General features: G+C 69.0%; 24 protein-coding genes. 4 read left to right on the top strand and 20 right to left on the bottom strand.

Translation table 11 applies throughout. From position 1 onward, the window contains the following. Nucleotides 1-40: 40 nt before the first annotated feature. The 5 genes from ABL838_RS18615 to ABL838_RS18595 all read right to left on the bottom strand — a co-directional run bounded on the left by ABL838_RS18615 (nucleotide 41) and on the right by ABL838_RS18595 (nucleotide 5,352). On the bottom strand, nucleotides 41-685 hold the full coding sequence (locus ABL838_RS18615) for a histidine phosphatase family protein (RefSeq protein WP_126021978.1): 645 nt from the start codon (nucleotides 683-685) through the stop codon (nucleotides 41-43). Nucleotides 686-707: 22 nt separating this feature from the next. Next, nucleotides 708-3,110, bottom strand: coding sequence for an acylase (locus ABL838_RS18610; protein ID WP_418121434.1), 2,403 nt, complete (start codon nucleotides 3,108-3,110; stop codon nucleotides 708-710). Between the two features lie 98 nt (nucleotides 3,111-3,208). Beyond that, nucleotides 3,209-3,790 (bottom strand): glutathione S-transferase family protein, encoded by a 582-nt coding sequence (locus ABL838_RS18605; RefSeq protein WP_126021980.1) that lies wholly within the window; start codon nucleotides 3,788-3,790, stop codon nucleotides 3,209-3,211. A 34-nt stretch (nucleotides 3,791-3,824) separates the two neighbouring features. Beyond that, a complete protein-coding gene (locus tag ABL838_RS18600) occupies nucleotides 3,825-4,463 on the bottom strand; it encodes a CDP-alcohol phosphatidyltransferase family protein (protein ID WP_418121433.1) in 639 nt (212 codons plus the stop codon). 145 nt (nucleotides 4,464-4,608) lie between these two features. Then, nucleotides 4,609-5,352, bottom strand: a complete 744-nt coding sequence (locus ABL838_RS18595; protein WP_418121432.1) for a glutamine amidotransferase — start codon at nucleotides 5,350-5,352, stop codon at nucleotides 4,609-4,611. 116 nt (nucleotides 5,353-5,468) lie between these two features. Here ABL838_RS18595 and ABL838_RS18590 point away from each other — a divergent pair, with 116 nt between their 5' ends. From ABL838_RS18590 to ABL838_RS18580, 3 genes are read left to right on the top strand one after another with little or no spacing between them, the layout of a single operon-like run. Next, a complete protein-coding gene (locus ABL838_RS18590) occupies nucleotides 5,469-5,939 on the top strand; it encodes a hypothetical protein (protein ID WP_369661805.1) in 471 nt (156 codons plus the stop codon). 7 nt (nucleotides 5,940-5,946) lie between these two features. Continuing rightward, nucleotides 5,947-6,423 carry a ribonuclease HI family protein gene (locus ABL838_RS18585; RefSeq protein ID WP_369661806.1) on the top strand — a complete coding sequence of 159 codons (477 nt, stop codon included), beginning with the start codon at nucleotides 5,947-5,949 and terminating at the stop codon, nucleotides 6,421-6,423. 46 nt (nucleotides 6,424-6,469) lie between these two features. Then, a complete protein-coding gene (locus tag ABL838_RS18580) occupies nucleotides 6,470-6,718 on the top strand; it encodes a DUF3297 family protein (protein ID WP_126021985.1) in 249 nt (82 codons plus the stop codon). A gap of 15 nt (nucleotides 6,719-6,733) precedes the next feature. On the opposite strand, the gene ABL838_RS18575 is transcribed toward ABL838_RS18580, so the two are convergent. The 7 genes from ABL838_RS18575 to ABL838_RS18545 form a co-directional block, all read right to left on the bottom strand. Beyond that, on the bottom strand, nucleotides 6,734-7,762 hold the full coding sequence (locus ABL838_RS18575) for a DUF2272 domain-containing protein (protein WP_418121431.1): 1,029 nt from the start codon (nucleotides 7,760-7,762) through the stop codon (nucleotides 6,734-6,736). A 126-nt stretch (nucleotides 7,763-7,888) separates the two neighbouring features. Further along, a complete protein-coding gene (locus ABL838_RS18570) occupies nucleotides 7,889-8,665 on the bottom strand; it encodes a DeoR/GlpR family DNA-binding transcription regulator (protein WP_126021986.1) in 777 nt (258 codons plus the stop codon). Nucleotides 8,666-8,838: 173 nt separating this feature from the next. Next, nucleotides 8,839-11,046, bottom strand: a complete 2,208-nt coding sequence (locus ABL838_RS18565) for a phosphocholine-specific phospholipase C (RefSeq protein ID WP_184637021.1) — start codon at nucleotides 11,044-11,046, stop codon at nucleotides 8,839-8,841. 49 nt (nucleotides 11,047-11,095) lie between these two features. Beyond that, nucleotides 11,096-11,284 carry a hypothetical protein gene (locus ABL838_RS18560; RefSeq protein ID WP_184637023.1) on the bottom strand — a complete coding sequence of 63 codons (189 nt, stop codon included), beginning with the start codon at nucleotides 11,282-11,284 and terminating at the stop codon, nucleotides 11,096-11,098. A gap of 51 nt (nucleotides 11,285-11,335) precedes the next feature. After that, entirely contained in the window at nucleotides 11,336-13,423 is a 2,088-nt protein-coding gene (locus tag ABL838_RS18555; RefSeq protein WP_418121430.1) for a LamG-like jellyroll fold domain-containing protein, read from the bottom strand. A gap of 241 nt (nucleotides 13,424-13,664) precedes the next feature. Beyond that, entirely contained in the window at nucleotides 13,665-14,201 is a 537-nt protein-coding gene (locus ABL838_RS18550; RefSeq protein ID WP_184637025.1) for an SRPBCC family protein, read from the bottom strand. 51 nt (nucleotides 14,202-14,252) lie between these two features. Next, nucleotides 14,253-14,603 carry an ArsR/SmtB family transcription factor gene (locus tag ABL838_RS18545; RefSeq protein WP_418121429.1) on the bottom strand — a complete coding sequence of 117 codons (351 nt, stop codon included), beginning with the start codon at nucleotides 14,601-14,603 and terminating at the stop codon, nucleotides 14,253-14,255. A 175-nt stretch (nucleotides 14,604-14,778) separates the two neighbouring features. Here ABL838_RS18545 and bla point away from each other — a divergent pair, with 175 nt between their 5' ends. After that, nucleotides 14,779-15,666: a class A beta-lactamase gene (gene bla / locus ABL838_RS18540; RefSeq protein WP_418121428.1), complete on the top strand. Its 888-nt coding sequence runs from the start codon at nucleotides 14,779-14,781 to the stop codon at nucleotides 15,664-15,666. A gap of 12 nt (nucleotides 15,667-15,678) precedes the next feature. Here bla and ABL838_RS18535 read toward each other — a convergent pair whose 3' ends face one another. The 8 genes from ABL838_RS18535 to ABL838_RS18500 all read right to left on the bottom strand — a co-directional run bounded on the left by ABL838_RS18535 (nucleotide 15,679) and on the right by ABL838_RS18500 (nucleotide 23,427). After that, a complete protein-coding gene (locus tag ABL838_RS18535; RefSeq protein ID WP_418121427.1) occupies nucleotides 15,679-16,566 on the bottom strand; it encodes an amidohydrolase in 888 nt (295 codons plus the stop codon). A gap of 57 nt (nucleotides 16,567-16,623) precedes the next feature. Next, complete coding sequence (locus ABL838_RS18530; RefSeq protein WP_418116842.1) at nucleotides 16,624-17,052, bottom strand: hypothetical protein; 429 nt, start codon at nucleotides 17,050-17,052, stop codon at nucleotides 16,624-16,626. Nucleotides 17,053-17,106: 54 nt separating this feature from the next. After that, nucleotides 17,107-18,024: a bestrophin family protein gene (locus ABL838_RS18525; RefSeq protein ID WP_418121426.1), complete on the bottom strand. Its 918-nt coding sequence runs from the start codon at nucleotides 18,022-18,024 to the stop codon at nucleotides 17,107-17,109. A 35-nt stretch (nucleotides 18,025-18,059) separates the two neighbouring features. After that, complete coding sequence (gene trhA / locus ABL838_RS18520; RefSeq protein ID WP_418121425.1) at nucleotides 18,060-18,683, bottom strand: PAQR family membrane homeostasis protein TrhA; 624 nt, start codon at nucleotides 18,681-18,683, stop codon at nucleotides 18,060-18,062. Between the two features lie 34 nt (nucleotides 18,684-18,717). Continuing rightward, complete coding sequence (locus ABL838_RS18515; RefSeq protein ID WP_418121424.1) at nucleotides 18,718-20,169, bottom strand: glycerophosphodiester phosphodiesterase family protein; 1,452 nt, start codon at nucleotides 20,167-20,169, stop codon at nucleotides 18,718-18,720. A gap of 151 nt (nucleotides 20,170-20,320) precedes the next feature. Further along, nucleotides 20,321-21,091, bottom strand: coding sequence for a class I SAM-dependent methyltransferase (locus ABL838_RS18510; RefSeq protein ID WP_418121423.1), 771 nt, complete (start codon nucleotides 21,089-21,091; stop codon nucleotides 20,321-20,323). 26 nt (nucleotides 21,092-21,117) lie between these two features. Beyond that, a complete protein-coding gene (locus ABL838_RS18505; RefSeq protein ID WP_418121422.1) occupies nucleotides 21,118-22,872 on the bottom strand; it encodes an IlvD/Edd family dehydratase in 1,755 nt (584 codons plus the stop codon). 39 nt (nucleotides 22,873-22,911) lie between these two features. Further along, entirely contained in the window at nucleotides 22,912-23,427 is a 516-nt protein-coding gene (locus ABL838_RS18500) for an O-acetyl-ADP-ribose deacetylase (RefSeq protein ID WP_418121421.1), read from the bottom strand. Between the last annotated feature and the right edge of the window lie 69 nt (nucleotides 23,428-23,496).

Here is a 23,496-nt window from a genome sequence, read left to right as displayed (position 1 = left end):
GTTGGGTGGACGGCATCGAGGCGGGGAATGTCCCCGGCAGCTAGGCCAGGGCCGCGTCGCCGTCGGCGTGCCGCAGCAGCGGCGTCACGGCCCATGTGGGGCCGCGGCGTTCGAAACGCAAGGGCTGGGCGTTGCCGAGCAGGCCGAGGTCGACCGGCACGCCCAGCAGGGCGGCCAGTGCGTAGAGCGTTCCGCCGTGCGCGACCACCAGCACCGGGGCGGGCAGCCGCAGGGCGGTGTCGATGGCCTCTCGCGTGCGCGAGACGAACTGCGAGAGCGTCTCGCCGCCCTCGGGCTCGCAGGCCCAGTCGATGTTGGCGGACGAGGTGCCGATGAGCGCGCCGAAGTTGCGCTCGCGCAGCGTGGCCTGCGCGGCGGGCACGAGCTTCAGCGCCGTGGCCACTGCGTAGGCGGTGTCGTTCGCGCGCCGCGCGTCGCTGCAAACCACGGTGCGGATCGGCTCGCCCGCCAGCAGCGTGGCGGCGCGCGCGGCCTGCTGCAGGCCGAGTTCGCTCAGCGGCTCGTCCACGGCCTGGAAGATGCGCAGCGCGTTGCGGCCGGTCTGCCCGTGGCGCAGGAAGTAGAAATGGTCGCAGTCGGGCGAGAGCGGCTGGTCCGCCGCGATGCGGATCAGCTGGTCGAGCCCGCTGGGCCTGGTGTGGGTGGGAGCGGTCTGCAATGACATGGATGAGAGGAAGCGTTGTCGATCAGTACGCGAGCTGCAGCGGCGCGCCCACCCGCTGCGCCTGCACGTCGGCGCGATGGAAGGGCAGCGGGTGCCACTGCTTGGCGGCGAACAGCGGCAGTTGGTCGTAGGCGCGCGGCGATGCGGGGTCGCTGCTCTGGCCGTAGGTCAGCAGGCCCTGGGCGACGGGGCCGTTGGCGTCGAAGCTCACGACCTGCATGTAGCTGCTGCCGTAGTTGATGTTGTAGCCCTTGGGGTCGATCAGCGACTGGCCCTGCGACTCCAGCTTGTTGAGCACGCCCTCGAACTCGTCGCCGCCGTGCAGCGCGATCTTCTGGCCGCGCACCAGGCGCGACTGCGGCACGCCCAGCGGCACGTCGGCCGCGAAGCCGGCGGTGCGCAGGATGCCGACCGCGTCGCCCAGCGCCTTGAACACGGCCTCGCGCGTGGCCGGCGTGGCCATGTCGAGCCCCGCCGGCGTCGCCACCGGCTGCGCGGGGTCGAAGGGCACGCGCCAGACCTTCGGGATGTCCTTGGCCTTGCGCCAGAACTCGCGAAAGAGCGGCGCGCCCTTCGAGTCGGCATTGCTGGTGCGGTCCCAGGCCGAGAGCACGCGGCAGCCCAGCGCCTGGTCGGTGCCGAGCGAGCCGCCGGCGGCGCGGCAGGCGGCTTGCAGGTCGTCCATCACCAGCATGCCGGCGAGGTTGCGGTCGCGGAAGATCACGCTGCGCAGCTCGGCCGCGCCCATGCGGTTGCCGGGCAGGCCGTCGGTGCCCGCCAGCCGGCCGCGGATTTCCATGATGCCGCTGCGCGTGCGCAGCCGCTGCGGCACGCCGACGGGGCCCACCAGCGGCGAAATGCCCGCCATCGGCGCGATGTCGGGGTTGCTGAGCCAGAAGCTGTCGTTGCTGTTCTGCACGTAGTCCGGCGTGACGAGCACCGGCATGCGCGCCGGCGCGATGATGCCGGGCGAGGCGGCCGTGCTGTCGCGATTCCATGCGCAGGCGGCGCGCGAGCCGTCGAGCACCGCCAGCCCGGCCGCGTTCAGCAGCGCCGCGGCGGCGGGTGAGGGCGCGCAGCTCTTCAGCATGTCGGCCGACACGTCGGGCACCACCGAAAGATCGGCATACATCGCGTTGCCGTCACGGTCCGCCGCGATGGTGTTGATCCATGGCATGCCCTGGTTGCCCATGGCGGCACGCAGTTCGGCCACGTTGCGGGCCTGCGCCATCTTCATCCAGGCCTCGGCGGAGCGCACGTTGAGCGTGTTGGCGTCGCGGATGGCATAGGCCCTCTGCGCGGTCCAGCCGAGGCCGGCGCGCGGCAGAGAGATCACCGGGCCCCACTCGGTCGAATAGAAGGTGTGCTGCACCGCAGGCGCGTTGCCCCCCGTTGCCGCGGCCGGCAGCGTCACGGTGTGCGCGAGCATCTTCCGCGGCTGGCCGTCGACCAGGTACACGGTCGGGTCGGCGGGATCGAGCTTCAACTCGTACAGGGTGAAGCGCTTGCCGGTCGAGACGGTGTGGGTCCAGGCCACGTCCTTGTTGAAGCCGATCGCCACCACGGGGCTCAGCCCGCCGGTGGCGCCCATCACGTCGAGCTTGCCGGGAATGGTCAGGTGCATTTCCCAGAAGCGGTTGGTGCCGTTCCACGGGAAGTGGGGGTTGCCCAGCAGCAGGCCCCGGCCGTCCGGCGTGGCGTTGCGGCCGAAGGCCCAGCCGTTGGAGCCGAGCTCGCCGCCCTCGGGGTTGGCGTTGAAGCTGTGGCGGCCGATCTCGGCGACGGCTTCCTTCAGTTCGACGGGCGCGGCGCCGGTCTTCGCGCCGGGCGCGGGCGGCACGGCGGCCAGCACGGCGCCGGCCAGCGCGCCCAGGCCGCCCTGGATCATCGACATCTCGGTGGCGCGCGCCAGGTCGGAGGCGGTCATCGGCCTCACCCAGGGCTTGCCGCGGCAGGTTTCGGGCAAGCCATTCGGCCCCACGTCCTGCAGGTAGCGGTTGTAGCCGGCCACGTAGCCGCGCAGCGCGGCCTGCACTTCGGGGCTGGTGGTGGCGCCCGCGCGTGCCAGCGCCGCGTCGTCCATGTGATAGCGGATGAACAGGTCGATCTGCGCGTTCGGCGCGCGGCCCAGGCCCAGCTCGCCGGTGTTCTGCGCGCCGAGGAACTGCGAGCGCTCTCCGCGCAGCGTGAGCAGGTGCTCGGCCGTCTGGCAGACGTTGTCCTGCGCATGCGCATAGGCGCTGCCGTACGCCAGGCCCTCGTAGTCCGGCGCCGTGATGTGCGCGATGCCGAAGGTGGTGCGCTCGATGGTCACGCTTCGCCCGCCGGGCGGCGGCGCGCTCGCGCAGGCGGCGAGCAGGGCGGCAAGGCCCAGCGAAAGGGCCGCGAGCGGAAACCGGGAGGGCGTGGCGTTCTTGGATGTCATGCGGGCGTCTCTCTTCTTTCTTGGAGGGGAACAAGCAAGCCGATTAAAGGACGTGCCTTCGCCGCGCGTTGTCACCAGCGCGGCACGCCGCGCCGCGTTCAGCCGAACTTCATGCCCTTGGGGCGGGCCTGCAGCCGGTGGATGTACGCATCGATCTTCGGCCGGTTCGAGCGGCCGCCGAATGCGCGGTGCCAGATGAACATCGAGCCGATCATCACGTCGGCGGCCGTGAACTGCGCCCCGAAGAGGTAGGGGCCGTCGCCAAGTTCGCGTTCGACCGCGTCCTTGGCAGCCTCGAAATTGGTCCAGCCGCGCGCGCTGTTGTTGCTGCGGATCTTCATGATGGCATCGCCCATCGCGGGCTCGAGCTGCGAGGTCGAATAGACCATCAGCGACAGGTAGCGGCCACGCTCGGGCGAACCCACGGGCGGCGCCAGCCGCTTGCCGGGAAACTTCTCCGCCACGTACATGCAGATGGCCGCGTTCTCGAAGATGCGCGTGCGGCCGTCGACCAGCGCGGGCAGCTTGCCCGCCGGGTTGATCTTCAGGAACTCGGGCGTCTTGTGCGCCTTCTCCCTGATGAGGGTGGGCACGATCTCGTAGTCGACGCCGGCTTCGTCGAGCATCCATTTCGCGACCTGGGCTCGGCTGTGCGGGTCGAAATACAGCTTCATGGTCATGGGCGTGTCTCCTGTGGCCTTGATCGGCGATGGGTCAGAACTTCGGGATGCGCAGCGTCTTGCTGATCATGAGCGTGCCCGAGAGCGCGAACAGCAGCGCCAGCGGATGCAGCTGCCAGGGCCCCAAGACCCAGGCGCCGCCCCACACGTCGGCGCCGATGCGGCCCTGCCACGCGGCGTACGCCAGCACGCCCACCAGCACCACGCTGGTCGGGATGGGCGTGCCCTCGAAATACTTCACCTTGTCGGAGCCGGCCGAGAGCGCCTCGGCCGTCACGTTGAAGCGCGCGAGCCGGCTCACGCCGCAGCAGACGAAATAGACCAGGATCGCGCAGTCCCAGCCGCCGTTCAGCCCGGCCGCGAAGCCGAGTGCGGCGGGCGCCACGCCGAAGGAGATCACATCGGCCAGCGAGTCGAGTTCGCGCCCGAGGGCCGACTGTGTCTGCCGCCAGCGCGCGATGCGGCCGTCGAGCACGTCGAACACGAAGGCCGTGGGCGCGAGCGCGGCGGCCCACAGGAACTGCGCGAGCGAATGGCTCGCCATGAAGGCCATCGCCAGGAAGACCGCGCCCACGCCGCACGCCGCGTTGCCGAGCGTGAACACGTCGGCGAGGTGGAACTCCCGGATCATCGAGAAATGCTTGCGGGCCGGCACAGGGGAGGGGGTGGTCATGAAGGGGAAGAAAAAGGAACCGGCGGGCGGCCGATGGACCGCACCTTAACCGAAGCGGCGAGCGTAGCCTGTAGTCGCGGTCCGACGCGCGAAAGCCGCCGTCGGACAGGCCGGGTGGGATGGGTGGGTGGGGTGGGATGGGCGCTCAGGCGCCTTGGTGCGCCTCGACGATCCGCGCGAAACGCCCGAGCAGGCTGGCGGCCGCGCCGGTGTCGACCACGCGCTCGCGCATCGCGGCCGCATCGGCGCCCATCGAGGCCAGCTCGCCGGCCAGCATCTCGATGTAGCCGCGCATGGCGTTCGCGTCGAACTCCGGATGGAACTGCACGCCCCAGGCGTTCCTGCCCGCGCGGAAGGCGTGCACCGGCTCGTGCTCGTTGCCGGCCAGCAGCACCGCGCCTTCGGGCAGGCGCAGCGCGCTCTGCCAGTGCACCGCATGTGCCGGGAACTGCGCGGGCAGGCCATGCAGCAGCGGATCGGTGGCAGCGGCCTCGCCGAGCGTGACTGTCACCGTGCCGACTTCCGCGCCCTGCGGATGATCGCCGGCCTCGCCGCCCAGCGCGTGCGCCAGCAGCTGGTGGCCGTAGCAGATGCCCAGCACGGGCGTATCGCGCGCGACCAGCTTCGCGAGCCACGCGGCCGTGGCCTCGCTCCAGGGCTCGCGGTGCGACACCATCGCATGAGAGCCGGTCACCACCACGCCCGAAACCCCGGCCGGGTCGGGCAGGGCGTCGCCGCGTCGCGGATCGATCACCAGCAGGGGCAGCGCGTGCGCGCCGAGCCCGTCGGCGATCCAGTGTTCGAAGTCGCCGCCCTGCTGCGCGCGCAGGGCTTCGAAAGTACTTCCCAGTTTGACGATGACGAGGGGATGCGGTCGGGGAATGTCCATCCCGCGATCATGCCGCAGGTGCGCAACCGGCACGCAACGGCTAAAGTGGGCGCCATCGGGAGCCGTTCCCGGTACCTGACCTGACCTGACCGAAGAACCCTGCCGGAAACACATCGATGCGCGCACTGGCTGCCTTCCTCGCGATCTCCGCTGCGGCGCTCGGCGCGCATGCGGCCGAGGTGGTGCGCTGCACCGATGCCAGCGGAGCCATCTCGTACACCAATGTCGCTTGCCCGCCGGGCAGCAAGCAGTCGCGGCAGGTGCCCATCCTCGAATCGCCGCCGCCCGACCCGGCACGCCGCGACTACACGCCGCCGCAGACCTCGTCGGCGCCGCCGGTCGTGCCGCCTAGCCAGGTGGCCAGCAATCCGCCCCCGGGCCCGGCCATCATTCCGCGCTACCCGGCCGAGAGCCAGCCGCAGGCCGCGGCCGAGCCACCGGGCGTGGTGATCCTGAGCCCCGATCCGTACTACGACGGCGTGCGTCCCATCCGCAGGCCGCGGCCGCCGCATGCGCACGACTCCGGTCCGCCGCCGGGCCAGCGGCCGTGCCAGAACCTCGCGGGCATCAAGCGCAGCAACTGCTGAAGTCCGGATGAGCGTGGGAGAAGAACAGGGTTGCGGCAACCTGCCGTGGACCATCTATTGCGACGGCAGCGCCATGCCCAATCCGGGCCGCATGGGCATTGGCGCAGTCATCACCGCGCCCGACGGCAGCCGCCACACGCTGTCGCAGGCCACGCACACCACGGGCTGCAACAACGAAGCCGAGCTGCTGGCGCTGACCCTCGCGCTGCGTGACCTGCGCGAGCGCGGCGCCACCGCTGTGCGGGCCTACAGCGACAACAGCATCCTGGTCGAGCAACTCGGCGCGGCAGGCCCCGAGCCGGTGGCGCCCATCGTCCGGCTGGCCGCCCTGTTCGACGAGGCCCGCGTGCTGCTCGGCAGCTTCGACGACGTGCGCCTGCAATGGATTCCGCGCCATCGCAACGGCGAGGCCGACGCGCTGGCACGCGCCGCGCTGGGCTTCGGCCCCAAGCCGCCGGCCCGACGGACCCGCAAGCGCCGGTAGGCGCCAAAAAGGGAGCCCGATCCGGGAGCCCCTATCATCACGCGCCATGACAGAAGCCACCTCCCGCCCACCTCTTCCCGACCATCTTTCCATCGACCCGCGCAGCCCGCACCATGTGGCGGCCGCCTTCGAGCACGACATCGGCATCCGCTTCAACGGCAAGGACCGCCTCGACGTCGAGGAATACTGCATCAGCGAAGGCTGGATCAAGGTGCCCGCCGGCAAGACGCTCGACCGCAAAGGCAAGCCGCTGCTGATCAAGCTCAAGGGCACCGTCGAGGCGTACTACAAGTAACCGCCGCCGGCCTCTTCAGCGCCACTGCAGCAGCAGCGACCAGGGCTGCCGGCTCATGTGGCGGTCGACGCACCCGGGCACGCCCGCCGTGCCCGGTACGCACCCTTCGGGCAGGTAGCTCGGGTCCAGCCGGCGCGTGCCCGGCGCGAAATCGAGCCGGCGCCGCGTGACCGACTGCAGCACGTTGCCGCCCACGGTGTCGAAGCCCGTGGCATCCACCGCCACCACCACGTCGCAATGCATGGGCAGCGGCTCGCCGCCGGTGTCCCGCGCGGCCAGCACTTCGCCGATCTTGTCGAAGGTGTCCAGCCCGGCGCCGGTTCCACGCGCCTGGCAGACCAGGTCTCCGACGCGCGGCGGCGTGCGCCTGAGGTCGCAGGCCCGCAGCGCATGGCGCGTACCGCGGCCCGAAGCTTCATCGATGCCGGCCTGCCACGCGGCTCCCGCGTAGTCGGCATGCGCTTCGGAGAACACGAATTCCTCGTCCGTGAGCCCTGCCTGACGCGCCAGCCAGCTGATGAAGGCTGCCGACCAGGGCGTGTCGATCACCGCGACCCTTGCCAACGCGGCCTGCACGGCGCGCAGCTCCGCTGAATCCAGCCCCTCGTCGGGGCCCACGCCCATGCCCTGAAGGCGCCCGGCCGTCGCCTCGTTCAGCGCCTGCATCAGCAGATGGCGGTCGGCCGGGCGCAGGGCGCCGAAGCGCACCTGCGAGGGCAGGCGCGGATCGACTGCCTTCCAGTAGCCCAGCACACGCTGCCAGGGTGCAAGACCAGGCACGGTGCGGCGCGTGTCCTCCGCTTCGGAGTCGCCGGCCTCGGTCATGCGGCCTTCGGCATCCATCGCCTGGCCGCCGAGGGCCTCGTGCTCCTGCATGGCGAAGGTGGCCATGGCGAGCGCGCGCGAGGGCGGCGGGATCCGTGTGGCGGTGTCGAGGCAGTCCGGCGCGGCGAGCGTCAGCGCTGGCACGGCGCCGAGCCACAGTGCCCCGAGAACGGCCATCGTCCGGCGCGGGAAGGAGAAGAGGTCGGTGCGTGGCGGCATTTGGCGGCGAGCATAGCCCTCGTGCCCGTTCAGTGTTGGTCGAGCAGATACCGCGCACCCGCGCACCGGCCGCCACGTCTTCGTGACTTGGGAGCGGCAAGAGGCGGCTGCACCGCCGAGCCGGCGTCAGGCCAGGATCACGCGCTCGCAGGCCTTGCGCAGCCCGGGCAGTCCCGGCAGTTCGCGTGCCTTGGCGTCGGTGACGATCACGTCGATGTCCGCCGTCCGCGCATAGGTCACGCGGCTGGCCTGGCCGATCTTGGCGTGATCGGCCAGCAGCACGAGCTGCTGCGACTGCTCGGCCATGGCGCGCGCCACGGTGGCCTCGTGGTGCTCGAAGCTCATGGCGCCGTGCTTCGCGTGCAGGCCCACGGGTGACAGCAGCGCGATGTCGGCGCGGTAGCGGTGAATGGCCTCCAGCGTGGTGTCGCCGAAGGTGGCCTGCCCCTTCACGTCGATCTGGCCGCCCAGCAGGATGGTCTGGTTGCCGGTGAGCCGGCCTTCGCCCGCGCCAGCGAGCTTGAGCGCGATGCTCAGCGAATTGGTGATGACCGTCATGCCGCTGAGCGTGGCGATTTCCTCCGCGCAGATCGACATGGTGCTGCCCGCGTCCATGAAGATGGTCTGGCCGGGTTGCAGCAGGGCCACGGCGGCCTTGGCGATGGCGCGCTTCTCGCGCTGCCGCGCCACCAGCCGTACGGCGAGCGGCGGCTCGGGCTCCGCCTTGACCGCGACCGCGCCACCGTGCACGCGCCGCAGCTCGCCCAGGCCCTCGAGCTCGACCAGATCGCGCCGAACCGTTTCGCGCGACACGGCAAGGTCCTGCACGATGCGCTCCACGCTCAGCCGCGAGAAGGTGGCCAGCAGGCTGCGGATACGCAGGAATCGTTCTTCTTGGAGCATGGAAACGCGGCTTATGGGAAGAAATGAAAAAGGCGGCGTTGCGAGACGGCCGCCCCGGAACAGGCGCGAAAGCCGCGCCATTGTGCCCGCGCCGAATGTCCGGCGCGGGCGTGATCAGGTGACTTCGCGATCACACGATCACACGATCGCGTGATCACGCATCGATGCCGTGGTCAGAGATCGGCCAGACCCATGGCCGGGTCGCTCACCGAGTGCCTGCCCGTTTCGACGCGGCCGGCGAAGCGCCGGTAGAAGGCCGGGTCGGAGTCGCAGGTGACCGCGAAGTCGTACCACTGGCCGCTGCTCGCCAGCACCCAGGCCTGCTCGGCCTTGGCACCGCCCGCGACCGTTGCGGTCCACGGGCCGTCATCGCGGTAGGCCTTGGCGCGCACCGTGAACCTGGCCGTGCCGTTCGCGCCGTTGAGCATTTCCACCGAGACGTTGCCGTTGGTGATGTCGTAGCACACGCGCACCTCGGGGTCGGGCGCGCCGCCTGCGCGCAGCCGGTTCAAGTCGCCCTTGAAGTGGCGATGGAAGCCGTTGGGGCCAAGCACCCAGAGGTCGTAGAACCCGCTGTTGTCGGCGCCCGGGTTCCAGGTGTCGTCGAGCTGCTTGCCGGGCTCGACCATGTAGCGGCGCGGCAGGCGGTCGAGGTTGAGCTTGTCGTAGACATGGAACACGGCGGCGGCCTTGCCGCTGTTCTTGAAGATCAGCCGCATCTGGCCCTTGACGGCGTCGCTGCGTCCGCTCACGTGCAGTTCGTAGGGCAGGGCGCGCGAGGGGCGCGAGCCGGTGGCCTGGCGGGGCAGTTGCGGGTCGAGCGGCAGCGCCACCTGTGCCAGCGCCTGCTGGTCGGCACGCAGTTTGTCGGCGGCGTCCTTGGTGGTGCGCCCCGCCAGCGTGGGCAGTGCTTCGCTGTTGGGCGTTGCGAAGTTGAACGCGCTCGTGAGGTCGCCGCACACCGCGCGGCGGAACGGCGAGATGTTCGTTTCCTTCACACCGAAGCGCGCCTCGATGAAGCGCAGCACCGAGGTGTGGTCGAAGGCCTGCGAGTTGACCCAGCCGCCGCGGCTCCAGGGTGAGATGACGTACATCGGCACGCGCACGCCGGGGCCGTACACGCGTCCGTCGGGTGCGGGCTGGCTGCTGGTGCCCGGCGGCTTCGGGTGCGTGAAGCGCTCCACGGCAAGGTCCGACTCCGGCAGCGTGGTCTTGCCGGCCATCGTGCCGTCGGGGTTGAGCGAGGGTGCCGCGGGCGACGGATAGTGGTCGAAGTAGCCGTCGTTCTCGTCGAAGTTGATGAGCAGCACGGTCTTGCTCCACACCTCGGGCACGGCGGTGAGCGCGTCCAGCGCCTGCTGGATGTACCAGCCGCCCTGCACGGGGCTCGACGGTCCGGGGTGCTCGGAGTAGGTGGCCGGCGCGATGATCCACGACACCTGCGGCAGCTTGCCGTTCTTGATGTCCTGGCGGAACTGTTCGAGGAAGCCGCCGTCGGGCATGGTGTTGGCGATGCCCTTGTAGAGCGGGTTGCCCGCATCGTCGCTGGCTGGGTCGTAGGCGGGCGACGTCGTGTCGTTGCTCACGGGTTTGCCCGAGGCCTCGTTGGCCTTGCGGTACTGTTTGAAACCGGCCAGCGGGTTGTCGGTGAAGTTGTCGGGCATGTTCTGGTAGATGAACCAGCTGACCTTGGCCTCCTGCAGCCGCTCGGGATAGGTCTTCCACTCGTAGCCGCTGGTCGAGGCACCGATGTCGTCCCATTCGTTGACGACCGAGGCCACGCCCGCGGGGCCGGCGGCGGTTTCGCCCGACGGGCCGTTGGTGCCGGTCCAGTGGAACATGCGGTTCGAGTTGGTGCCGGTGTGCATGCTGCAGTGATAGCCATCGCACAGCGTGAAGGCATTGGCCAGCGCGAACTGGAAGGTGACTTCGGCTTCCTTGAAGTAGCCCATCGACGCGTTGTTCTTGTAGCGCGGCCACTGGTAGGCGCGGCCGCCGTCCCAGGCGTTCTGGCCGTCGCTCCACGAGTGCGGCGTGCCGCTCACGCGCTGTGCGTTGCCTTTGCGGCTGTCGAGGTGGTAGGGCAGGATGACCTTGCCGTTGGCATCGCTTTGCTGCCACACATTCATGCCCTTGGGCAGCGGAATGGTGAAACGGTCGCCGAAGCCGCGCACGCCCATCAGGGTGCCGAAGTACTGGTCGAAGGAGCGGTTCTCCTGCATCAGCACGACGATGTGCTCGACGTCCTTGATGGTGCCCGTGGCGTTGTTGGCCGGAATGGCGAGCGCGCGCCGGATGCTGGGCGGAAAGGCCGAGAGCGCGAGGGCGGCCGCGCCGGTGGTGGCGGTGCCGGTGAGGAACTTGCGACGTGAATTCGTCATGGATCTGTTCTTCTCTTGTTGGGGTATGGCGTAGGGCTTGATGTGGAGCTCAGGGGGCGCAGCTCTTCACGGGAGCGGCGCCGGTATCGGGTTGCGTGGGTGTCGTCGGCGTGGTGGGCGTCGTCGGCGTGCCGACGAAGCCGGCACCCCCTCCGCCGCTGCCGCCGCAGGCGGACAGGACGCAGGCCAGGATGAGCGCGGGTGCGAGGCGCACGAGGAGACGTGGGTGAAGTTGCATGGTTGGAGTCCTCTGAAGGCGTCGTTGTCTTGGGGCTGAAGGTGATCGGGGTCAGGGCAGCGTCGACAGGGGCTGCCCCGACTTGAAGATGCTGTTGAGCTCGGCGCTCGTGAGCGCGCGGTTCCAGATCGCGAAGTCGTTGAAGTCCATGGCGCCGCGCGGCGAGCTGCTTTCGCGCTGGTAGTACAGGCCGGTGCCGTCCTCGTTGAGGCCCAGGCCGTTGCCCAGGCCGCCGAGCTTGTCGACCAGCGCGGTGGTGATGGCGGTGCTGTTGGTCTGCGTGCCCCTGACCGGGTCCATCACGTAGCCGCGCATGGTGAGTGCCGCCTTGTCGATGACCACCGCCACGTAGGCCCACTGGCCCGCGCTCAAGCTGTAGCCGTTGCTGTCGGCGCGCGCGCTGCCCGTGCCCACGTTGAAGCGGATCTCGCAGCTGCCGAACAGGCCGATGGCCAGGCCCGCGTTGCCGCCGGTGGTGTAGTTCTTGTTGCCGATCACCGTGCCGCCATTGCTCACCCCCTGGCTGCAGGTGGCATCGGTGCGCATCCAGAACCCGATGGTGAAAGCCGTGATCGCGGCGTTAGTGGTGACGTCGTTGTTCTGCACGAGGCGGTAGCCGGCCATGCCGCTGGCGTTCTTCACCGTACTGTCGATGCGCAGCGCCTTGGCCTTGTAGGGCGCAGCGAAGCCGTCGTCGACCAGCGAGCCGCCGTTGGCATCGGAGGCCCACGGCGCGAGCGTGGAAGCGTTCTTCGCGTCCACGCCGGGCAGCGCGTCGAGCGGGTAGTAGTTGAGCAGTCCGTTCGCGAGCGTGGGAGCGAGCGTCACGGGTGCTTCGGGCGCGACATACGAGATCTGCGCGGCAAGCGCCACGCTGGCTTCGCCCGCGACGACCGTGTACTGGAAGGCGTAGACCCCGTCGCTCGCCGCGACGATGGGATCGGTGTAGGCGGTGGAGCCGGCCGGCAGCGTGGCCACCACCTTGCCGTCGCGCAGCACCTGCACCGCGGAGGTCGTGTTGCCGGCCAGGGTCCACGACAGTTCGATGCTGCGCTTGTCCGCGCCCGTCCTGGCAGCCAGGCTGCGCAACGACGTCGAGGCCTGCAGGGCCTGGCCGGCGAAGCGGTAGTCCGTCGCCGCCGGCAGCGCGCCCAGGTGACGCAGCACGGTCGGGGCGATGTCGGTGGCGGACGCGAGCGCCAGCAGCGTATCGTCGGCCGCAGCGGCGGCACCGACGCCAGGCTGGGCCGCCAGCGTCTTGTTGCTCGCGATGAAGATGGTCTTGCTGCTGTTGTCCTGCAGGCCGGTGGCGCTGCCGAAGGCATCGAGGCCGTGGCCGGTGGTGAGGATCACCAGCCAGTCTTCCTTCGGGTCGTTGGTGGTGCGCTGCGCGATGCGGGCGAGCAGCTTGCCTACGCCGATGGCGGTGTCGGCGATGGAGCGCTGGTAGGCGTCGCTCTTCAGGCCGTTGCCCGCGGCCACGGCCGGCGCGCCGTACTGCGCCACCAGCAGGTCGTAGCCGGCGTCGATGAATTGCGCGGTGCGGTCGGTAACGCAGGCGTCGGCGCCCGCACAGTCGACGGCACTGTCCACCGTGCCCGCTTCGTTCGCGAGCAGCAGCGGATAGAGCGAGCCGGCAGTGACGGAGGCCGTCCTGTAGCCGGCTGCCTTGTTGTTCTGCCTGGCGAGAGCGAAGACGGAGGGCGCGAGCTTGATGTCGATGCGCTGGTCGGTTGTGTCCCAGCGCACGTTGTGGCGCTGGGCCCAGGTGCCGGTGAGGAGCGTGGCCCAGCCGGGACCGTCGGTGGTGCGCTGTTCGCTCGGCGTGCCGTTGGCGCCGCCGGTCCAGGCCGGCGCGACCCGCAGCGATTGCAGGGCCGGCACCTTGTTCTGCGCCATCGCATCGCGAAGCGCCGAATGCGTGAGGCCGTCGATCTCGACGACCAGTGCCTTGGGTCCGCTCTTGCCCTGGTTGACCGACGGCGGTGGCGTATTGCTGCCGCCGCCGCTGGCCGGTGGCGTGCCGACGAGCGGGATGCCCGTGCCGCCGCCTCCACCGCCACCGCAAGCCGCGAGAAGCAGCAGTGCACAAGCGCTTCCCCACGCCCGCGCACGACGCGCGTTCATTCCTCTGGTCATGTTTTCCCTCGAAGTATTGAGATGCCGGCCCGTGGCTCGAGCCGTGGGCTTGCGTGTTTCCACATGTGTTTGTGCAAGAGAATTCATTTGCAACAAAACACACAAATGCTCTGAATGCCTCGAATATTGCGTTTGCCGAGTGACAGCGGTTTGACAAGCTCTCCGAACTTCGAAGTCAGAAAAAGAAACGGGGCCCGAGGGCCCCGTGAGAGAGAAAAATGAAAAGGAGGAACGTCGCGGCTCAGCGAATCTGCGTCTCGTATTCCTTCGCGACCTCGGCGAGATTCGTCCAGAAGCCTTGGGGCTTGTTTCCCGCGAGCACGTCGATGAGCACATCGACATGCGCGTGCCAGCCGCCCGCCACGCTGAGCATTCCCTTGCGGCTGGCCAGGCGCCTGTGTGTGAGCACGAGCCGCGTGCTGTCGCCCTGCGGCGTGAGTTCGAAGCTGACTTCCGACGGCGCGGCGCTTCCTTCGTCCCAGCTGATGGTCAGCAGCTTCTGCGGCTCGATGCGCAGCAGCCGCGATTTCTGGTGGATCGGCTCGCGGCACTCGGCGAAGCGGTCGGGCGCCACTTCACCGGTGAGCTTCGTGTGTTCGAAGCGCAGCTCGAAGAGTTCGCCGGACTGCTTCGGCAACACGCCGCCTGCCAGCCAGGCGGCGCGTTTGTCGGAATCGACCAGATAGGCCCATACGCGCTCGATGGGGGCGGGCAGGGTGCGCTCCATGCGCAGGGTGCCGGGCTCGACCTGGGTGCCCAGGCTGTGCTTGATCGTCATTTGCAGTCTCTCCTTGGGTGGATGGATGAATGAAGGAAGAAAGAAAGAGGCTCACTTCCTGCGGGATGCCGCATCGCGCCGCAGTTCCTGCTCCAGCGCGTCGAGACGGTTGCTCCAGAAGCCTTCGTAGTAGCTCAGCCACGCATCGACCATGGCCAGCGCGGACGGCTCCAGCCGGCAGACGTGTGCGCGGCCCTGCACGGTGCGCGAGACGAGGCCCGCGCGCTCCAGCGTTTTCACGTGCTTGGATGCTCCCGCGAAGGACATGCGAAAGGGCGCGCCCAGTTCCCCCACGCTGCACTCGCCGTGCGACAGCAGCTGCAGCATGGTGCGCCGCGTGCTGTCGGCGAGGGCGTGGAAGACGGCGTCGAGCCGGTCGTCTGCAAGTTCTAGTTCAACCATGAGGTTGAATATAGATCGATTCCGAGCGATGTTCAACCGAACGGTTTAGCAAAACAGGGTTGTTACACCCGATACACCCGGGACGAGAAACACCGTCGGGAGGGTGGATCGCCACAAGGGGCGCTCCTAGCATTCGCTTCGTTCCATCCACTCGCAGAAAGAAAGAGAAAACGAAATGAACCCTCTCATCCAGCGCCGAACCCTGTTGCTCGGTGCCTCGGTGCTGCCGCTCGCCGGCGCGTGCACCGCGTGGCCTGGCACCGAATCGCAGTCTTCCGCCGAGGCCCGGCTTGCCGCGCTCGAAAGCGCCGCGGGTGGCCGCCTGGGCGTGGTCGGCTTCAACACCGGCAGCGGCGCGCACATACAGCATCGGGCGCACGAGCGCTTTCCGCTGTGCAGCACCTTCAAGCTGATGCTGGCGGCCGCCGTGCTCGAACGCAGCGCGAAGGACGCCAGCCTGCTGCCGAGGAACGTGAGCTACGGCAAGGGCGACCTGATCGACCATTCGCCGATCACCGAGAAGCACGTCGCCACCGGCATAACGGTGGCCGGGATGTGCGCCGCCACCATCCAGTACAGCGACAACGCCGCCGCCAACCTGCTGCTGAAGGTGCTGGGCGGACCGTCCGCCGTCACCGCCTTCGCGCGCGGCATCGGCGACCAGGCCTTCAGGCTGGACCGCACCGAACCCGAGCTCAACACCAGCATTCCCGGCGATCCCCGCGACACGACGACGCCGGCGGCCATGAGCGACAGCATCCAGCGCCTTGTGCTGGGCGATGCGCTCGGCGCCGGGCAGCGCGACCAGCTGCGCACCTGGCTGCTGGGCAACACCACCAGCACAGAGCGCTTCCTGGCGGGCGTTCCCGCAGGCTGGAAGGTGGGCGACAAGACCGGAGCGGGCTCCTACGGCTCGACCAACGATGTCGGCGTGCTGTGGCCGCCGACCGGTGCGCCCATCGTGCTGTCCGTGTACCTGACCTTCCCGCAGAAGGATGCCAGGAACCGCAACGACGTGGTCGCATCGGCCACGCGGATTGCTGCAGCGGCTCTGGCAGGCTGAGGCTTCGCGGCTTCAGCGCAGGCCGAACAGCCCGGCCGCGTTGCCCCAGGCGATGCGCTGCGCCACGTCGTCCGGCAGATCGCCCAGCCAGGCCCGGTAGCCGCGCATCGTTTCGTCGTAGCTGCTCCAGCGCTGGTTGATCCAGGTGTCGGAGCCGACCATGAAGCGCCCCGGATGCTTGAGGATCAGCGAGCGCCATTCGGGGCAGAGCCTGCCGCCCTCGCAGGTCAGCCCCGGCCGGTACGAGAGCTCGCCCATCAGCAGCGGATAGCGCTCCAGCATCGCCTGCACCCGCTCGACCGGCGTGCCACCGATGCCCGTGTGGGCCCAGATGAGGCGAAGCGACTGGCCCTTCGAGGGTGCATTCGCCATCAGCAGGTCGACCGCCGTGTCGTCGACATGCGCGAGTACCGCGAGTTTCTCGCGCTCCGCCAGCGCAATCAGCTTCTTCGCCACCGGTCCATTGGCGTTCGCACTCTCGTACAGATGGAATTCGCCGAGGCCTCGATACGGGCCGCTGGCGGTGCCGCGCGCGAGTTCGGTCAGCACCATCTCGTGGATTGTCTCGTCGCGGAACCAGTTGGTGTAGTCCTCGCGGTTGCGGTAGAGGCGCACGAAGGGCACCACCGTCACGCCCGCCGCCCGTGTCTCGCGCGACGCAGCCAGCGTCTGCGTGCCGGCGTTGGGGCGCGAGTTCGCGATGATCGCCCGGACGTCGTTGCGCTGCATGCGCGCAAGCGCCTCGGAAGGCGGGAAGGGACCGGTGTTGCCGTCCCAGGCTTCCTGGTTGTAGTGCAGGTGGGTATCGAAGATGGGGCCCTCGTACGGGCCCTGTGTCCCTTGGGCGAACACCGTGCCGGCGGCCAGGAGCATGGCGATGGCGGATGCGACGGCTCTCATGCGTACCCTCTTGATGAAAGGAGCCGGATTATCCGGCCCTCGACGCGATCCCGGGCGCTAGAGCTTCTTCCAGTTGAGGCCATCGGCCGAACGATAGGTGCCGCCGCTGGCGCAGCAGCCGCCCGCGCCGAAGGCGCGACGCCCGAGCTTCGCCGTGACCTGGCCCGCATCGAAGCTCAGCGACTGGCGCTCGCAGGCGGTAGGGAAGGGATACGGCTCGGGGGCGAGCACGCTCGTCCATTCGATCCGGCCCTGCGCGCCCTGCTGCACGCGAAGGACTTCACAGTCGTGTACCACCAGATGAACCGGCTGGCCCGCGAGCGTGCCTTGGAACACCTGCTCGGCAGGCGCAGTGCGGATGGCGATTTCTTCGGCGCCGGGTTGCGAAGCGGTGCCGGCGCGGTCGCAGCCGGCGAGGAGCGTGACCACGGCGCCCGCCACGATCGCGAGCATGGTGGGCAGTGGATGCCTGGGCTTTGTCAGCATGGGAAATTGCGTGTTCGAGGAATCGCAGACCGCCAGCGCCCGGTCGCTCGCTCCTCAGGTCTGTATGTATCCCGCGCGCCCGGCCATCGGAGACGGCACAGCCTGCGGCTCCCCCAGCATCTCGCGCAGGGTCGACTCGATGGTGTGCGACATCGCATCCAGCGCAAGGTCGTTGGGCTGCGTGCCGAAGGGCTCCTCGATCTCCGCGCCCAGCGCCTCCAGCGCGAAGAAGGTATAGGCGATGAAGGCGACCACCACCGGCGTCATCGGGCCGATTGCGTCCACGAGCCCGAAGGGCAGCAGCACGCAGTACAGGTAGATGGTGCGGTGGATGATGACGGAGTAGGTGAACGGTATGGGCGTGCCCGCGATGCGCTCGCAGCCGCCCAGCGCTTCGGTCAGGCGGCCCAGCGGGTGCTCCATGGCCTGAGCGAGGGTAGGGTCCAGCCGGCCTTGCTGGCGCTGGTCGCGCAGCCATTCGCCCACCATCAGCAGCAGCACGGCGGGCTTGAAGCGCGCGGCACGCAGGCGCGCGCCGTCTTCCCCGGGCAGAAGCCGGGCGAGATCGGCAGAAGGATCGGTGCCTCGTAGCTGATGACGCAGCGCGTGGACGAAGGCGATGAGCCGCATCGCGGGTGTCGTCGCCTCCGAGGGCGCGTCCGCCAGCGTCAACGCCTGCCGCACCAGCGTGCGCGTTTCGTTGAGCAGCGTGCCCCACAGCGTGCGAGCCTCCCAGTAGCGCGAATAGCTCGTGCTGTTGCGAAAGCCCAGGAAGATGGCCAGCGTCAGGCCGATGAGCGAGAAGGGCACGAAGTTCAGCGGCACCTTCCACTGGAAGAGCCTGCCGTGCAGCACCGTCACCAGCACCGCGAAGGCGGTGGTCCACAGCAACTGGGGCGCAATGTCCGACAGCACGGAGCCGCGCCATACGAAGAGCATGCGCAGCCAGTGGGGACGGGGTCGGACGATCATCGGCGGGAATTATCTCCGCGACGCCGCCGTGGGGACTACAGGACGAACCAGCCCACAGCCACGTAGTGGCTCGTCGTTCCCGCCAGCACGAACAGATGCCACGCCCCGTGGGCATGTTTGAAGCCCGACCGGTTGCGATAGAACACGGTGCCCGTCGTATAGAAGGCGCCGCCGACCAGCAGCCACACCAGTCCCGCCGTATCGAGTCGCGCGGCCAGCGGCGCCGCGGCCAGCACCACCAGCCAGCCCAGGCCGATGTAGATCGGCAGCGACGGCTTCTTCGGCGCGCCGTTCTTCTCCGGAACCAGCTCGCGCCGGATGCCGAAGATCGCCGCGCCCCAGATCGTCGCCAGCAGCAGCAGGCCCCAGGGGCCCTGCATGGTGACCAGCGCGAAGGGCGTGTAGGTGCCGGCGATCAGCAGGAAGATTGCGCAGTGATCGGCGCGCTCCCACATGCGCTTGAGGCGCCCGCGCGTGCTGTGAAAGAGGGTGGAGGCGGCGTACAGCGCCACCGCCGAGAGGGAGAACACCAGCGCGCCGGCGATGCGCGCGGCGTCGCCGGTGGGCACTGTCTTGACGAGAAGCAGCGCCGTCGCAGGCAGAGCGAGCAGCAGGCCGAGCAGATGGCTGTATCCGTTGAGGCGCTCTCCGGGGTCCATCGTGTTCGCCGCCTGCTTTCGCTTTCGGCCTCGCTCAGCGGCCCGTTTCCTTCAGGTAGGTCTTGCGTGCCGCGAAGGCGGTGTTCGCGAAATCCGAGAACACGCCGTCGATACCCGCTCGGAAGAAGGCGAGGTACTCGGCCGTCGGGTCGCCCTTGTAGACGCCGGCCAGGTACTTGGCTTCGTTGCGGAAGGTGTAGCTGTGCACGAAGAGGCCGGCCTTGTGCGCGTCGGCGATCAGGCTGGTCGGCTTGATCGTGTTCACGTCGGCAAGGCCCTTGCCCGCGACGAAGGGCACGATGGTGTGGGCCATGACCTGCGGCTTCCACGGGCCGATGCCGTCGGCGTAGGTCTTGACCTCGGCAAGGCCGGCGGGCGTGAGCATTTCGCCGAACCACTTCGGGTTGCCTGCCAGCGTCCAGCTGTAGGGGCGGCCGTCGACGAAGGTGTAGACGTCGTTGGTGACGTAGATCATCTCGCCGGTCTGGTAGTCGACGTCGTTGCCGTCCACCAGCTGCACAGCGCGGGCCTTCATGCCGGCCGAGCGCAGGTACTTCAGGCTCTCGGGCTCGAAGCTCTGCACGAAGATCGGCGCGTCCTTGCGGTTGAGGTCGTTGAAGTTCATGACCTTCAGGAGCGCGTCTTCCAGTGGATGGCTGCCCGCCGGGCCGCAGCCGTTGGCGATGGCCTGGGCGTTGTTCCAGATCGGGTTCTTGGTTTCCGGGTACACGGTGAGCGTGCGGCCGGTGGCGGCGCTCTTGGCCTTGGCGATGTCGATCAGCTCCTGGAAGCTGATGATCGGCAGCTTGCCGTTGAGGTCGGTGGGGCGCTGGTCCCTGGCGTCGTAGGTGGTGCCGCGGATCCACTGGCGCAGCTCGTCCATCGTGAAGTCGGTGATGGACCAGTCGTTGGTGTGGTCCTCGCCGTCGACGATCAGCGACTTGAGCACCGACTTCGGATCGTTCGGGTCCGTCAGATCGCTCAGGTACTGGGCCGGGCCGTTGGCCGCGATGGGCGGGTACTTCACGTCCACGAGTACGCCGGGCACGGTGCGCTTGCGGCCTGCGACGGTGGCGTTGGTCTTGGCGACCTCGGCGATGTTGGTGTTGTCGCTCAGCCAGGGGTTGTGGCGCGCGACCAGTACGCAGTCCTTGGTGAGGTGCAGGTCGGTTTCGAGCGAGTCGGCGCCGGCGTCGGCGGCGGCTTCGTAGGCGGTCTTCGTTTCTTCCGGATACAGGCCCGGCAGGCCACGGTGGCCGATGACCAGGGGCACGGAGCCATCGAGCGTGCCCAGCGGCGCGGGGGCGGGCGGAGCCGGCGTGGGGGCCGGGGCGGGAGCGGGCGCCGGCGGGAGCACCGGCAGGGAGATGCCGCCGCCGCTGCCGCCGCCGCATGCGGTCATCAGCAGGCTGCCGCCGACGAGCGTGATTGCTGCGATGGTTGCGAGAACGGGACGGGGCGCAGGCGCGGGAACGCTCTTTTTCATATGTGGTTTTCAGGTGTTGTTGAAGAAGAAACGAAAGCCGCCGGATGCTAGGTATGCCCCGTGACGGGACAGTGACCAGCGGGGGGGCCTCGAAACTCCATCTGAAACAGCCTGAAAACCAGCGCCGGATCAACTCCGGCTCGGCTCCGGATCAGGGCCGCGTGCCCACCAGCACGGGCTGGAAGAAGGCACCGTCGACGCGCCGCACGTCCTTCAGCCCTGCCTCCTGCATGAGCTCGCACAGCCGGGTCGTCGAAATGGCGTAGTAGCGCGAGCGCATCACCCGCGTGCTCACCGCCTGCGTGGCGAGGTCCTCGGTGACGAAGAAGAAGCCCAGGTCGTAGTGCTCGCCCTTGCCGCCGTCATCGAAGTCCCAGACCTGGAACAGCACGTGGCGCTTGCCGTTGTCCACGCGAGCGCCGTAGTGTTTCACGAGGTTGCTGCCGCGCTCTTCCTTCGCGTAGTCGCGCACGCTGACTACGCAGCCGCCCCCGGGGCGCAGGCAGGCCGTCATCTGGCGCAGGGCTGTCAGCAGGTCGGCGTCGGTCTGCAGGTGCGGCATCGAGTTGTCGCAGGAGATCACGATGTCGAAGCCGCCGCCGTGATGCGTGTGCGCCTCGCGCATGTCGCACACCGAGACGTCGATGTCTAGGCCGCGCTGACGGGCCTCGTTTCGCGCGCGTTCGACCTCGTTGGCCGACAGGTCCGAAGCCGTCACCGCATGGCCGAATGCCGCGAGGCCGAGCGCCTGCGTGCCGATGCCGCAAGACACGTCGAGCACCTTGCGGCTTGCCTCGCCGCACGGCCATTCGGCCTCGAAGAGCTGCGAGAGCTTTTCGCCCTGCACGCGGATGCTGTCGTTCCAGTCCGGATAGATCAGGTGATAGAGCGGGGCGAGTTCGTCATAGAAGCGGTCGGTCATGCGCCCATTGTGCGGGCGCGCGCCGGCTAGCGCGGCACCTTGCCGGTGGTGTCCGGCGCGCGCAGGAAGTCGAAATCCACGCCCTTGTCGGCCTGCGTCACGGTCTGCAGGAAGAGCTTTCTGTAGCCGCGCTCGGCGGTGGGCTCCACCACCGGCGATTCCTTTGCGCGCCTTGCCAGCTCTTCGTCGGTCACCAGCAGCGAGATCTCCCGATTCGCCACGCTGAGACGGATGCGGTCGCCGCTGCGCACGTAGGCCAGCGGCCCGCCGATGGCCGACTCGGGTGTCACATGCAGCACGATGGTGCCGAAGGCGGTGCCGCTCATGCGGCCGTCGGAGATGCGCACCATGTCCTTCACGCCGGCGCGTGCGAGCTTGCGCGGAATCGGCAGGTAGCCCGCCTCCGGCATGCCCGGGGCGCCCTTGGGGCCGATGTTCTTGAGCACCAGCACGTCGTGAGGCGTCACGTCGAGTTCGTCGCTGTCGATGCGACGCGCCAGGTCTTCGGCGTTCTCGAAGACCACGGCGCGGCCTTCGTGCTCCATCAGCACCGGGTCGGCGGCCGACTGCTTGATGATCGCGCCGCCCGGCGCCAGGTTGCCCCACAGCACGGCGATGCCGCCCTGCGGGTAGATCGGCTGCGCCACCGGGCGAACCACGTCCTGCGCGAAGCCGGGGCCGGCGGCCTCGATCTCCTCGCCCAGCGTGCGGCCCGTGACCGTGAGCGCATTGAGGTGCAGCAGCGGTCTGAGCTCGCGCAGCAGCGTGGCCATGCCGCCTGCGGCGTGGAAGTCTTCCATGTAGTGCTGGCCCGAGGGCTTCAGGTCGAGCAGCACCGGCGTTTCGCGGCCCATGCGGTCGAGCGCGTGCAGGTCGATCTCCAGGCCCATGCGCCCGGCGATGGCCGCGAGGTGCACGATGCCGTTGGTCGAGCCGCCGATGGCCAGCAGCACGCGCATCGCGTTCTCGAAGGCGGCCGGGGTGAGCACCTTGTCGATGGTGAGGCGCTCGCGGGCAATCCGCACCGCCTGCGCGCCGGTCTGCTCGGCGATGCGGATGCGGTCGGCCGTCACGGCCGGCGGCGAGGCCCCGCCCGCCACTGTCATGCCCAGCGCCTCTGCGATGCAGGCCATGGTGCTGGCCGTGCCCATGACCGAGCAGGTGCCGACGCTCGCCACCAGCTGGTTGTTGACGTCGGCCGTTTCCTCCGCGTCGATCTCGCCCGCGCGGTAGCGGGCCCAGTAGCGGCGGCAGTCGGTGCAGGCGCCCACGCGCTCGCCGCGATGGCTGCCGGTGAGCATCGAGCCGGTGATGAGCTGGATGGCCGGCAGCCCGGCCGACGCCGCGCCCATGAGCTGCGCCGGCACGGTCTTGTCGCAGCCGCCGATGAGCACCACAGCGTCCATGGGCTGCGCGCGCACCATCTCCTCGGTGTCCATGGCCATCAGATTGCGCAGGTACATGCTGGTCGGCGCGGCGAAGCTCTCGTGCACCGAGATGGTCGGAAACTCCATCGGCAGCCCGCCCGCGAGCATCACGCCGCGCTTCACCGCCTCGATGAGCTGAGGCGCGTTGCCGTGGCAGGGGTTGTAGGCGCTGCCGGTGCTGGCGATGCCGATGACCGGGCGGTCGAGCGCGGCATCGGTATAGCCCGCGCCCTTGATGAAGGCCTTGCGCAGGAAGAGCGAGAAGCCGCGGTCGCCGTAGCTGGTGAGGCCCTTGCGCATGCCGGCGTTGGCGTTGCCGTCGTTGTCGTCGGGCTCGAACTTGGATTCGGTCATGGGTGTGGGGGGGGGGGCTCTTCAGGGGCCGATGCGGCATCAGGCCAGCACGGCTTCATAGATGGCAGGGTCTCCGGCGGAGAAGCAGCAGAAGACGACTTCCTCCACCGGCGATGCGGCATCCGCCAGTGCCTCCCGCACCGTGCTCACCGCCAGCCTTGCCGCCGGCTCCACGGGGTAGCCGTAGATGCCGGTGCTGATGCCGGGAAAGGCGATGCTGCGAACGCCGTGCGCCGCCGCGAGCGCCATCGAACGCCGGTAGCACGAGGCCAGCAGCTCCGGCTCGCCCGAGTCGCCGCCGCGCCACACCGGACCGACCGTATGGATGATGAAGCGCGCATGCAGCCGGTAGCCCTTGGTGAGCTTGGCGTCGCCCGTCTTGCAGCCGCCCAGCAGCCGGCATTCGTGCACCAGCTCGGGCCCGGCCGCGCGGTGGATCGCTCCATCCACGCCGCCGCCGCCCAGCAGCGAGGAGTTGGCGGCGTTGACGATGGCGTCCACCCGCAGGGTCGTGATGTCGGCGCGGATGGCGCGCAGAGTGGTCGTAGGGGTCATGTGCCAAGGCATCGTAGGCGCGCTAGCCGGAGTCGGGCAAACCCGATTACGAAGAAGGTTTCAAATACT

This window comes from Variovorax sp. 160MFSha2.1 (assembly GCF_048305075.1).
Taxonomy (GTDB): domain Bacteria; phylum Pseudomonadota; class Gammaproteobacteria; order Burkholderiales; family Burkholderiaceae_C; genus Variovorax; species Variovorax guangxiensis.
This window is presented reverse-complemented; position numbering and strand designations above follow the sequence as displayed.

Excerpts from the sequence above, each read along its gene's own strand:
- ABL838_RS18615 (WP_126021978.1), bottom strand. The coding sequence starts at position 685 with ATGTCATTGCAGACCGCTCCCACCCACACCAGGCCCAGCGGGCTCGAC.
- ABL838_RS18610 (WP_418121434.1), bottom strand. The coding sequence starts at position 3,110 with ATGACATCCAAGAACGCCACGCCCTCCCGGTTTCCGCTCGCGGCCCTT.
- ABL838_RS18605 (WP_126021980.1), bottom strand. The coding sequence starts at position 3,790 with ATGACCATGAAGCTGTATTTCGACCCGCACAGCCGAGCCCAGGTCGCG.
- ABL838_RS18600 (WP_418121433.1), bottom strand. The coding sequence starts at position 4,463 with ATGACCACCCCCTCCCCTGTGCCGGCCCGCAAGCATTTCTCGATGATC.
- ABL838_RS18595 (WP_418121432.1), bottom strand. The coding sequence starts at position 5,352 with ATGGACATTCCCCGACCGCATCCCCTCGTCATCGTCAAACTGGGAAGT.
- ABL838_RS18590 (WP_369661805.1), top strand. The coding sequence starts at position 5,469 with ATGCGCGCACTGGCTGCCTTCCTCGCGATCTCCGCTGCGGCGCTCGGC.
- ABL838_RS18585 (WP_369661806.1), top strand. The coding sequence starts at position 5,947 with ATGAGCGTGGGAGAAGAACAGGGTTGCGGCAACCTGCCGTGGACCATC.
- ABL838_RS18580 (WP_126021985.1), top strand. The coding sequence starts at position 6,470 with ATGACAGAAGCCACCTCCCGCCCACCTCTTCCCGACCATCTTTCCATC.
- ABL838_RS18575 (WP_418121431.1), bottom strand. The coding sequence starts at position 7,762 with ATGCCGCCACGCACCGACCTCTTCTCCTTCCCGCGCCGGACGATGGCC.
- ABL838_RS18570 (WP_126021986.1), bottom strand. The coding sequence starts at position 8,665 with ATGCTCCAAGAAGAACGATTCCTGCGTATCCGCAGCCTGCTGGCCACC.
- ABL838_RS18565 (WP_184637021.1), bottom strand. The coding sequence starts at position 11,046 with ATGACGAATTCACGTCGCAAGTTCCTCACCGGCACCGCCACCACCGGC.
- ABL838_RS18560 (WP_184637023.1), bottom strand. The coding sequence starts at position 11,284 with ATGCAACTTCACCCACGTCTCCTCGTGCGCCTCGCACCCGCGCTCATC.
- ABL838_RS18555 (WP_418121430.1), bottom strand. The coding sequence starts at position 13,423 with ATGACCAGAGGAATGAACGCGCGTCGTGCGCGGGCGTGGGGAAGCGCT.
- ABL838_RS18550 (WP_184637025.1), bottom strand. The coding sequence starts at position 14,201 with ATGACGATCAAGCACAGCCTGGGCACCCAGGTCGAGCCCGGCACCCTG.
- ABL838_RS18545 (WP_418121429.1), bottom strand. The coding sequence starts at position 14,603 with ATGGTTGAACTAGAACTTGCAGACGACCGGCTCGACGCCGTCTTCCAC.
- bla (WP_418121428.1), top strand. The coding sequence starts at position 14,779 with ATGAACCCTCTCATCCAGCGCCGAACCCTGTTGCTCGGTGCCTCGGTG.
- ABL838_RS18535 (WP_418121427.1), bottom strand. The coding sequence starts at position 16,566 with ATGAGAGCCGTCGCATCCGCCATCGCCATGCTCCTGGCCGCCGGCACG.
- ABL838_RS18530 (WP_418116842.1), bottom strand. The coding sequence starts at position 17,052 with ATGCTGACAAAGCCCAGGCATCCACTGCCCACCATGCTCGCGATCGTG.
- ABL838_RS18525 (WP_418121426.1), bottom strand. The coding sequence starts at position 18,024 with ATGATCGTCCGACCCCGTCCCCACTGGCTGCGCATGCTCTTCGTATGG.
- trhA (WP_418121425.1), bottom strand. The coding sequence starts at position 18,683 with ATGGACCCCGGAGAGCGCCTCAACGGATACAGCCATCTGCTCGGCCTG.
- ABL838_RS18515 (WP_418121424.1), bottom strand. The coding sequence starts at position 20,169 with ATGAAAAAGAGCGTTCCCGCGCCTGCGCCCCGTCCCGTTCTCGCAACC.
- ABL838_RS18510 (WP_418121423.1), bottom strand. The coding sequence starts at position 21,091 with ATGACCGACCGCTTCTATGACGAACTCGCCCCGCTCTATCACCTGATC.
- ABL838_RS18505 (WP_418121422.1), bottom strand. The coding sequence starts at position 22,872 with ATGACCGAATCCAAGTTCGAGCCCGACGACAACGACGGCAACGCCAAC.
- ABL838_RS18500 (WP_418121421.1), bottom strand. The coding sequence starts at position 23,427 with ATGACCCCTACGACCACTCTGCGCGCCATCCGCGCCGACATCACGACC.